This window comes from Bradyrhizobium sp. MI1.7 (assembly GCF_055811795.1).
This window is the reverse complement of record NZ_JBVVPO010000010.1, coordinates 82,762-91,747: the sequence shown is the minus strand read 5'-3', so window position 1 is coordinate 91,747 and position 8,986 is coordinate 82,762. Positions and strand designations below refer to the sequence as shown.

Annotated in this window: 10 protein-coding genes; 4 read left to right on the top strand and 6 right to left on the bottom strand. The window is 64.5% G+C overall.

The window, feature by feature from the left end:
• Window positions 1-146: 146 nt before the first annotated feature.
• From AC0L3X_RS12650 to AC0L3X_RS12640, 3 genes are all read left to right on the top strand, one after another.
• Window positions 147-1,340 carry a CaiB/BaiF CoA transferase family protein gene (locus tag AC0L3X_RS12650; RefSeq protein WP_063985353.1) on the top strand — a complete coding sequence of 398 codons (1,194 nt, stop codon included), beginning with the start codon at window positions 147-149 and terminating at the stop codon, window positions 1,338-1,340.
• Window positions 1,341-1,440: 100 nt separating this feature from the next.
• Window positions 1,441-1,659, top strand: a complete 219-nt coding sequence (locus AC0L3X_RS12645; protein ID WP_063985352.1) for a hypothetical protein — start codon at window positions 1,441-1,443, stop codon at window positions 1,657-1,659.
• 220 nt (window positions 1,660-1,879) lie between these two features.
• Entirely contained in the window at window positions 1,880-3,442 is a 1,563-nt protein-coding gene (locus tag AC0L3X_RS12640) for a L,D-transpeptidase (RefSeq protein ID WP_063985351.1), read from the top strand.
• Between the two features lie 93 nt (window positions 3,443-3,535).
• Here AC0L3X_RS12640 and AC0L3X_RS12635 read toward each other — a convergent pair whose 3' ends face one another.
• Entirely contained in the window at window positions 3,536-3,940 is a 405-nt protein-coding gene (locus AC0L3X_RS12635; RefSeq protein WP_063985350.1) for a hypothetical protein, read from the bottom strand.
• Between the two features lie 153 nt (window positions 3,941-4,093).
• Window positions 4,094-4,465: a hypothetical protein gene (locus AC0L3X_RS12630; RefSeq protein WP_354132299.1), complete on the bottom strand. Its 372-nt coding sequence runs from the start codon at window positions 4,463-4,465 to the stop codon at window positions 4,094-4,096.
• Between the two features lie 187 nt (window positions 4,466-4,652).
• Between AC0L3X_RS12630 and AC0L3X_RS12625 the strand changes: the two genes are divergently transcribed.
• Entirely contained in the window at window positions 4,653-5,618 is a 966-nt protein-coding gene (locus tag AC0L3X_RS12625) for a GlxA family transcriptional regulator (RefSeq protein WP_063985349.1), read from the top strand.
• A gap of 10 nt (window positions 5,619-5,628) precedes the next feature.
• Here AC0L3X_RS12625 and AC0L3X_RS12620 read toward each other — a convergent pair whose 3' ends face one another.
• The 4 genes from AC0L3X_RS12620 to AC0L3X_RS12605 form a co-directional block, all read right to left on the bottom strand.
• Window positions 5,629-6,441, bottom strand: a complete 813-nt coding sequence (locus AC0L3X_RS12620) for a class I SAM-dependent methyltransferase (RefSeq protein ID WP_063985348.1) — start codon at window positions 6,439-6,441, stop codon at window positions 5,629-5,631.
• Between the two features lie 100 nt (window positions 6,442-6,541).
• Window positions 6,542-7,081, bottom strand: coding sequence for a VOC family protein (locus AC0L3X_RS12615; RefSeq protein WP_063985347.1), 540 nt, complete (start codon window positions 7,079-7,081; stop codon window positions 6,542-6,544).
• A gap of 31 nt (window positions 7,082-7,112) precedes the next feature.
• Window positions 7,113-8,081 carry a Bug family tripartite tricarboxylate transporter substrate binding protein gene (locus AC0L3X_RS12610; RefSeq protein WP_063985346.1) on the bottom strand — a complete coding sequence of 323 codons (969 nt, stop codon included), beginning with the start codon at window positions 8,079-8,081 and terminating at the stop codon, window positions 7,113-7,115.
• An 11-nt stretch (window positions 8,082-8,092) separates the two neighbouring features.
• Window positions 8,093-8,986: an MBL fold metallo-hydrolase gene (locus AC0L3X_RS12605; RefSeq protein WP_063985345.1), complete on the bottom strand. Its 894-nt coding sequence runs from the start codon at window positions 8,984-8,986 to the stop codon at window positions 8,093-8,095.

The window sequence follows — 8,986 nt, the reverse complement described above, 5'->3', positions numbered from 1 at the left end:
TTTTTTGGGCTCTATAAAATATATTTTTGTGGGGGTTTGGTGGTTTTTTTTCTTTTTTTTTTTATCCCTTTTTGGGGGGGGGGGGGGGCCCCCCCCCCCCCCGGTCTTGTCCCACAATTGCTTCCTCCAACGACAGTGAAACGACGATGACACCGACCGGCCCCCTCAGCGGTATCCGCGTTCTCGATCTGACGAGCGTGCTGTTCGGCCCCTACGCCGCGCAGATGCTCGGCGACTGGGGCGCCGATGTCATCAAGGTCGAGCCGCCCGCGGGCGACACCTGGCGCTACACCGGCGTGTTCCGGAACCGCGGCATGAGCGGCCAGTTCATGGCCGTCAACCGCAACAAGCGCAGCCTCGCGCTCGACCTGAAGCATCCGGACGGCAAGGCGGCGCTGGCAAAACTGATCCCGACGGTCGATGCGCTCGTCACCAATGTGCGACCCGCGGCGATGGCGCGGCTCGGCTTCGGTTACGCGGCCTGCGCAAAGCTCAATCCGCGGCTGATCTATGCCGCGGCGACCGGCTTCGGCCAGGACGGGCCGTGGGCGGCGCGCCCCGCATTCGACGAGATCATCCAGGCGGCTTCAGGCCTTGCGTCATCGATCGGATCGGACGAGGAGCCGGAATTCGTTCCGAGCCTGATCGGCGACAAGATCTGCGCGATGGCGATGGTCGGCGCGGTGTCCGCGGCCTTGTTCCGGCGCGAGCGCAGCGGGCAGGGCCAGATGGTCGAAGTCCCCATGCTGGAAACCATCGCCGGCTTCAACAGTATCGAGATGCTGGGCGGGCACGCGTTCGATCCGCCGATCGGCCCGACCGGCTACAAGCGGATGAAGAACCGGCGCCCGGTGCAGACCAAGGATGGCTGGCTGACGATGCTGCCTTACTCCGGAGACAATTGGTGCGCGTTCTTCGAGGCTGTCGGCCGCCCCGAGCTGATCGAGGAGCTCGGGGTGCGCGATCCCGTGCTTCGTTCCCAGAACATCGACAAGGTCTATGACCGCATGAGCGAGATCGGGCCGACCCGCACCACGGCGGAATGGGAGGAGCTATTGCTGCGGCTGGACGTGCCGCACACCGCCTTCGCCCGGCTCACCGAGATCGGCGAGCAGCCGCATCTCGCCGCCGTCGCACTGTTTGCGGATATCGATCATCCGACCGAAGGCCGGATCCGGCAGGCGCGGCCCGCGACGAAATTCTCGGAAAGCCCGGCCGGCATCCATCGCATGGCGCCGCGCCTCGGCGAGCATTCGCGCGAGGTGTTGCGCGAGGCGGGCCTGAGCGATGCGGAAATCCAGGCCGCGGTCGACAGCAAGGCGGTCGGGGTCGCGTCTTGAGCCGCGGCGTTCGGGAACCGCATCTCTGTGATGACGGTCACATCCTGCTGTCGCGGGCGGGTCTAGCGTAGGCCTGTTCATCTTCGCCCCGGATGCGGTCATGACCACCAGCGACTTTGCCTTCGTTCTGCGCAGGCTGGGCCTTGCTGCCGCCCTCATCTGCGTCCTCCTGAGCCTTACCGTGTTCGCGGTCCTGCTAATCGTGGAGCACGAACCGGTCGGGCAGGCTGCCGCGCACGCTCTGCCGCTCATGGTGTATGCGCTGTTCGGCCTGTTCGGCGCTGCAATGACCCGGCTGATCGGGCGCCGTACCCACTAACCGGACATTGTGCCGCAGCGATTCGTGACCAGCCCCGGGCCAGCTCCGGCCCCAGCCCACCTTCCGCCCGCGCGAGCCCTCGTATATGAGAGATTTGCCGCCTGATAGGTCCGAATATTGCCGGATACGGAACGCAAGGTGGCTGCGAATTCTTAATTCAAAGATCGCAATCTGATGTGATCGACGTAAGGCGCGGACTGGTACTGGACCGGGGAATGGCATGAAAGACCTGATGACGACGGCGCAATCCACCACGGCGATGCGGCGTTGGCGGCCCCCCGGACTTGTTGCGCTCGCAACGGCCGTTGCCCTGACGGCGCTGAGCGGAAGCGCCGAGGCGGCCAAGCAGGCCCGCCAGCCGGCCGAGGCGGTGGCGCCGCGCGAGGCCGGCGAGCCGATCATGGCGATCGTGTCGATCAAGAGCCAGCAGGTCACTTTCTACGATTCCGACGGCTGGATTCTGCGCGCGCCGGTGTCCACCGGCACCACCGGGCGAGAGACGCCGGCCGGCGTCTTCGCCATCGTCGAGAAGGACAAGGACCACCGTTCGACCATGTATGACGATGCCTGGATGCCCAACATGCAGCGCATCACCTGGAACGGCATCGCGCTGCATGGCGGGCCGCTGCCCGGCTATGCCGCTTCGCACGGCTGCGTGCGCATGCCCTTCAACTTCGCCGAGGGCCTGTTCGACAAGACCAACATCGGCATGCGCGTGATCATCTCGCCGAACGACGCGGCCCCGATCGATTTCACTCATCCCTCGCTGTTCGTGCCGAAGCGCGAGGCCATCGCGGCCGTGCCGAACCGGGCCGACAAGCTCTCCGCTGAAGCCGAGGAGGCGATCCAGGCTGCCGCCGAGGCCAAGAAGGCTGCGGCCGCGGCCGCGAAGGAGGCCGCGTCGCTTCCCGCGTCGCTGCGCAAGCTGGAACAGCAGAAGTCCAAGGCCGACGCCGAGCTCGCCTTCGCCGACAAGAAGATCGCGGCTGCCAAGACCGATCAGGCGCGGGCGCAGGCCGAGGAGCTGAAGCAGAAGGTTGCGACCAAGGCCGCCGACGCTGCGTCGGCGCTCGAGGCCGCCAAGGCCGCCGCGCAGCCGAAGCGCGACGCCGTTGCCGCCACCAAGGAGGCGGCAAAGGTCGCGGCAACCAGGAAGGCCGATGCGGTGACGGCTGCGACCGACGCCAAGCTCGCGCTTGAGCCGGTGTCCGTTTACATCAGCCGCGCGACGCAGAAGCTCTACGTGCGGCGGAACACGCACAAGCCGGCGCCGGACGGCGGCGGCGAGGTGTTCGACACCAGCATCGAGGTGCCCGTCACCATCCGCAATCCCGACCAGCCGCTCGGCACGCATATCTTCACCGCGATGGCGAAGGCCGATACCGGCCTGCGCTGGAGCGTGGTCACGATCGAGAACGGCGACGACGCCAAGGACGCGCTCGATCGCATCACCATTCCGCAGGACGTCTGGGATCGCATCGGGCCGACGGCATTGCCGCGTTCGTCGATCGTGATTTCGGACGAGCCGCTGAGCGCCGAGACCAATTACCGCACCGAGTTCGTCGCGGTGCTGAGCAATCATCCGCAGGGCGGCTTCATCACCCGCAAGCCGACCGCGCCGCCGCCGATGGAAATGGCAAGCGATGACAGCTGGGGCAATGGCGGCAACGGCTTCGGCTTCTTCTTCCAGCAGCAGCCGAACCCGCAGCCCGTCAATCCGCGCCGCCGCGGCCAGTATCAGTATTATCAGCCGGCGCAGCCGATGCAGCGGGGCTTCTGGTAGGACGGCGCGCCGCGCTGGGCCGCGTCATCGCCTGAGCTGAAGATATCTGTCGTCGGCGACCGCAGCGGCGCCGACGACGGGCATACCGGCTGTCTACTGTGGACCCGTCGACATGCCCTGCAACTGCCGAAGCGGATTGAGCGGGCCAAGCGGGATCAGCTCGAAGCTCATGAGATGAGCCTGCCCCAGGGGCAGCTTTTCGAGCATGTCATGAGCGGCCGCGATATCCGTGACGTTCAGGATGAACGCGACGCCGACACGATTTTGCAGCGAGTACCACTGGTCGATTTTGCCATCGAGATAGAGCTTCACCGTCTCGCGCACTTCCATCGGCAGGATGGCGCGCGCAGCGGCGACATCGGCGCCGGGGTTTACGGTGCCGATCGCGAGAATTCGGGTGGTCGGTGTCGGTGGCGTGGGTGACTGCGCGCGTCCGGGGACGGCGGAGGTCAGGCACAGGGCGAATGCCAGGAGACCGGCAGCGAGTGTAAGCTTCATTTGAAATCCTCCATGTTCCGAGGTTTACGCTCTTCATTTAGTCATGCTTCGCCGGCAGCGATTGCCGCACGTTGCATCGCCGCCGTGGAACGGCGGCGATGCGGGCCGGTTCGGAAGGTTGGTGGAAGCGTCGCGTGTCGGTCCGACGCGCGGTCACTTGCCCTGGATGAGCATGCCCAGCGGCGCGAGCGGACCGACTTGCATCAGCTCGTAAGTGGCGAAGCCGTCGGTGACGAGCGGCAGTGCTTCCACGGTCGCCTTGGCCTGTTCGAGGGATTCGACGTTCATCAGGAAGACCACGCCTGGCTTGTCCTGGCGAAACCAGAACTGCTCGATCTTCCCGTCGAGATACAGCTTGAGCGTGGCCGGCACTTCCCTCGGCATGATCTGCTGCCGCTGCTCGGGTGTCGGTGCCTTGCCGATGTTACCGATGGCGATGACTTTCATGTGGGCTCCTTTGAATTGCTGCTTGTCAGTGGACGGCATCGGATCAAGGACCTCCTGCAATGTTGGCAGAAGCGCCATTTTTAGATGCGTTCACGCCATCGATTCCTCGAGCGAACATCTGGAATAGCGTTGTTGGTTCAGATGATTGCCCTTATCTATCGATCGCGATGAAGGCCTTTGTTCCGGTTGCCGTTGCATCGCAAGCTAGGCTTGCTTCCGTCCGAACGGTATTGTCGTAAACGACAACTTTGAGAGCGTTTCCGCCATGCGCATTCAATTGCTCGCCCTAGAGGGATTTTGGGACACCGGGCTGACCGTGACGCTCGATGCGTTCACGATCGCCAACAATTTCGCGGCCGCTCAAACGGGCGGAGCGCCCCATTTCGATGTCTCAATTGTCGGCGTGCGGAAGAAGGTCCGATCCGGGCAGGGCTTTGCGATCCCCGTCAAATCGGTAACATCCGATCTGAAGCCGGACTGGGTCATCGTGCCGGCGTTGAATACGAGCCGGCCGGAACAGCTGATTCCGGCGCTCGACCGGCGCGATGTCAGAGAGGCAGTGAAACAGCTCCAGTCCTGGTACGCCGAGGGCGCGCGCATCGCCGCGTCCTGCATCGGTACCTTCGTGCTGGCGGAGGCGGGGCTGCTCGATAGACGAGACGCGACCACCACGTGGTGGCTGTCACCCTTGTTTCGCCAACGCTACCCCAATGTTCGTCTCGATGAGACACGCATGCTGGTGACGTCAGACCGCGTCGTCACGGCGGGCGCTGCGATGGGGCATCTCGATCTTGCGCTGTGGTTCATACGCCAGGCGAGCCCCGAGCTCGCGGCCGTCGTGTCGCGCTATCTGCTCGCCGACCTGCGCTCCCTGCAGGCGCCCTTCATCATTCCCAATCACCTCGCGCAGGCCGATCCGCTCATCCAGCGTTTCGAGCACTGGGCGCGCGAACATCTCAAGCAAGGGTTTTCGCTGCAGGAGGCCGCCAGTGCGCTCGCGACGAGCGCACGCACCTTGCAGCGCCGGTGCGAGTCGGTGCTGGGTAAGTCTCCGCTCTCCTACTTTCAGGATCTGCGAGTCGAGCGCGCGCAGTCGCTGCTGCATGGCAGCGGTCTCGACGTCGATGCGATCGCCGCCGAGGTCGGCTATGAGGACGGCGCGACGCTCCGGACGCTCTTGCGGGAACGGCTCGGACGCGGCGTGCGCGAGCTTCGCGCAAACCTGCGCTGAGGGTCCGCACCTACGGCCGCGCCTCGATCACGATCGCCTGAATCTTGCCTTCGACCGCTCCGGACCCATGGCGCGATCGGAGCGCCTCGGCGACGAGGTCGGTCGCAGCCTGAAGCTTGCTGGCATCCCTGGCCTCGATCTCGCTGCGCAGCGGCGTGCCCTGGCAGAGCGCGATCGCAACATACTCGGCCGACGGCGCGCGGCTCACCGCAGCAAGCGTTTCGATCGAGATGTGGCGGAAGCCCGCTTGTTCCAGGTCGGCTCTGATAATGGCCTTGTCGTGATAGCCATGCGGCGTCCGCACCATGAAACGGGGCGGATCATCGGGAAACATTTTTCCGAGCGCCGCGGTGGCGTCATCGGCGAACACGTTTTCCTCGATGCGGTCCCAGACGTTGAATACGAACGTGCCTTCCGGCCGCAACACCCGCTTTGCCTCGGCGTAGCCTTTGACGCGGTCGGGAAAGAACATGACGCCGAACTGGCAGCAGACCGCGTCGAACGCGGCTTCGTCAAAGGGCAGGGCGGTGGCATCCGCCTGACGCCATGTCATGCGCGGGTCCTCACCCTGGCGCTGCGCCGCGATCTCGAGCATCGGCTCGTTGAGATCGGTTGCGACGTAACGGATGCCGGGAGGCAGCGCCGCGGTCACGGCCCGCGTAACGGCGCCGGTACCTGCCGCGGTTTCCAGTATCGTCGACGGGGAAAGAGCCGCGATACGCTTCGCGATGTCGGCGGCGTAGTGGGCAAAGATCAGCGGGACGAGATACTCGTCGTAGATTTTCGGAATCGAGCCGGCGAAAACCTTGTCAGTGTTGGACATGCTTGCCTCGCTGAAGGTTCGGACACGAGGTTCATGCTACCATGCATCGCAGTCGTACCGCATCTGCGGCCTCTTCCGGTCGCAATCCGGCGGTCGGATTTTAAGGTTTCGCTCCGCCGACTTCGCGGATCGGCCGCGTCCCGTCCCAGGTCATCGCCGCCTGCTGGACCTTCTCGAAGAACGGCCCCTTGGTGCCGCTGATGTCGGAGATTTCGATGATGGTTCCTGGATGGGCCTGCGTGTCGAAATAGGCAAAGCGTCCCTTGTCTCCGCCGATCTGGCCTTCATGGCCTATCCTGTAGCCGAGCCCGAGTGCCTTGTCGTAGAGCGCCTGATAGTCGTGGCTCCAGTAGGACATGTGCTGGAGGCCCTCGTGGCCGGCGTCGAGGAATTCCTTGTACAGCGAGGGCGCATCGTTGCGCTGCTGGATCAGCTCGATCTGGAGATCGCCGGAATTGGCCAGCGCAATGCTCATCTCGACCGCGGAGTCCTGGCCGCGATGGCGGAACCAGTCGGTCTTGACGCGGTCCATGTAGTACCAGGGGCCGACGCCCATCACCTCGATCCAGTGCTTGATCGCGGCGTGGATGTCCCGCACGACGTATCCGTTCTGGCGCACCGCGCCGAAAATGCGGCTCATGCCCGCGCTCCCTTCTGATCGCTTGCGATCGTCACTTGACCTCGATGCCTGCGTCCCTGGCAACCTGCTTCCAGGCTGCGATGTCGCGGGCGTTGATGTCGCGCTGCTCGTCGCCCGGCACGTATTGCGGCGTGATGCCGAGCCCCAAAAGCTTCTCCTTCACCTCGGCATCGCCCAGCGCGTCCTTCAACGCCGCCGACAATTTCTGTGCGATCGGGGGAGCGAGGCCGGCGGGACCATACATCGCCCAGGACAGGCTGCGGTCGAACGGCACGCCCTGTTCCTTGTAGGTTGCGACGTCAGGCAGGCTCGGCGAGCGCTCGCCGCAGGCGGCCAGCGCCTTGATAGAGCCGTCCTTCACCAGTGGCGTTGCGGTTGCCATGTCCAGCGTTGCAAGCGAGATGTGGCCGCCAAGCAGGTCGCCCGCGAGTTTGGCGATGCCGTTGAACGGCACGTGATCCATCTTGATGCCGGTCTGCTGCATCAGGATTTCCGCGCAGAATTGTCCGGTCGAGCCGACGCCCCAGCTTCCGTACTGGATCGGCTCGCCCTTCTTGGAAAGCGCGATCAGGCCCTTGATGTCATTGGCGGGAAAATCCCTGGTCGCCACCAGCATGATCGAGGACGTCCCGATGCGTCCGATCGTCGTAAAATCCTTGATCGAATCGTAGGGCAGTTTTGGATAGATCGCCGGCGCCAGCACATGCGTGGTCATGCCGCCGACGGTGATGGTGTAGCCGTCGTTCGGCGACGCCGCGACCATCTGCGTGCCGAGTGTGCCGGCAGCACCCGTGTGGTTCTCGATATAGACGCTCTGTCCAAGCGTTTTGCCCATCTTGTCGGCGAGCAAGCGGCCGATCACGTCGCCGCCGCCGCCGGCCGCATAGGGCAGAAGCATTTTGATCTTGTGGGTGGGGTAGGTGGCAGGATCCTCGGCGTGTGCCGGCAGTGCCGCCGACAGCAATGCGAGCAATGACAGGGTGACAGTGCGCAGCTTCATGATAGTTCCCCCTAATCCTCGAAACGAAATCTGTAGGCCTCGCCATGCCGGATCACGTGGCCCGCAGTCGGCGCCGGAAAATGGCCGGTGAGCAGATAGCTCGGCGTGTCCGCAAGTTCTTCCAGCAGCGCCATCCGTGTTGCGACCGCGGCGGCCGGATCGACGTCGGCGGCGTTCGACAGCCACGGCGCCGCGCACTGGATGGGATGGTGGATGACGTCGCCGGACATCACCGCGTGATCGTGGCCGCCATTGAGGTGGATCTGCATGTTGCCGGCGGTATGGCCCGGTGCCGGCGCGAAGCGTAAGCCTGCGTCGCGATCGTTGAACACGCGATGATCGGTCTCGACCAGCTCGGCGAGGCCGGCTGCGACGACCGGCAGCACGGAGTCCTCGAAAGAGCCGTGGTTGACCGGGCGTTTCGGCGCGGCATTGTGCGCGGCCTCGAAGTGGCGGTACTCCTCGCGTCCCATCAGATAACGCGCGTTGGGGAAGGTCGGCACCCAGCGGCCGTCCACGAGGCGCGTGTTCCAGCCGACGTGGTCGACATGCAGATGCGTGCACATCACGAAGTCGACCTCTTCAGGGGCAACGCCCAGCGCCTGCATGTTGTCGAGATAAGGTCGGTTGAGGTTGTCCCACATCGGCACGCGCGGCCGCGGCTTGTGGTTGCCGCAGCAGGTGTCGACGATGGCGGTCCAGCGCGGCGTGCGCACCAGATAGGAGTGGTGGCTGAGGATGAAGCGACCGGTCTCCGGCTCGATATAGCGATGATCGAGCCAGCTCCGGTTCTCCGCGATCACCGCGTCGGTGACGTTGGCGAACAGCCAGGTCTTTTCGAAGGCAAGCGAAGGGATCTCGCTGACGAGATCGATCCGCATGCTGCCGATCCTGACCTGCCGCAT

Bases quoted from the DNA above. Each gene is read 5' to 3' on its own strand.
- AC0L3X_RS12650 (WP_063985353.1), top strand. From the start codon at position 147: ATGACACCGACCGGCCCCCTCAGCGGTATCCGCGTTCTCGATCTGACG.
- AC0L3X_RS12645 (WP_063985352.1), top strand. From the start codon at position 1,441: ATGACCACCAGCGACTTTGCCTTCGTTCTGCGCAGGCTGGGCCTTGCT.
- AC0L3X_RS12640 (WP_063985351.1), top strand. From the start codon at position 1,880: ATGAAAGACCTGATGACGACGGCGCAATCCACCACGGCGATGCGGCGT.
- AC0L3X_RS12635 (WP_063985350.1), bottom strand. From the start codon at position 3,940: ATGAAGCTTACACTCGCTGCCGGTCTCCTGGCATTCGCCCTGTGCCTG.
- AC0L3X_RS12630 (WP_354132299.1), bottom strand. From the start codon at position 4,465: ATGGCGCTTCTGCCAACATTGCAGGAGGTCCTTGATCCGATGCCGTCC.
- AC0L3X_RS12625 (WP_063985349.1), top strand. From the start codon at position 4,653: ATGCGCATTCAATTGCTCGCCCTAGAGGGATTTTGGGACACCGGGCTG.
- AC0L3X_RS12620 (WP_063985348.1), bottom strand. From the start codon at position 6,441: ATGTCCAACACTGACAAGGTTTTCGCCGGCTCGATTCCGAAAATCTAC.
- AC0L3X_RS12615 (WP_063985347.1), bottom strand. From the start codon at position 7,081: ATGAGCCGCATTTTCGGCGCGGTGCGCCAGAACGGATACGTCGTGCGG.
- AC0L3X_RS12610 (WP_063985346.1), bottom strand. From the start codon at position 8,081: ATGAAGCTGCGCACTGTCACCCTGTCATTGCTCGCATTGCTGTCGGCG.
- AC0L3X_RS12605 (WP_063985345.1), bottom strand. From the start codon at position 8,986: ATGCGGCAGGTCAGGATCGGCAGCATGCGGATCGATCTCGTCAGCGAG.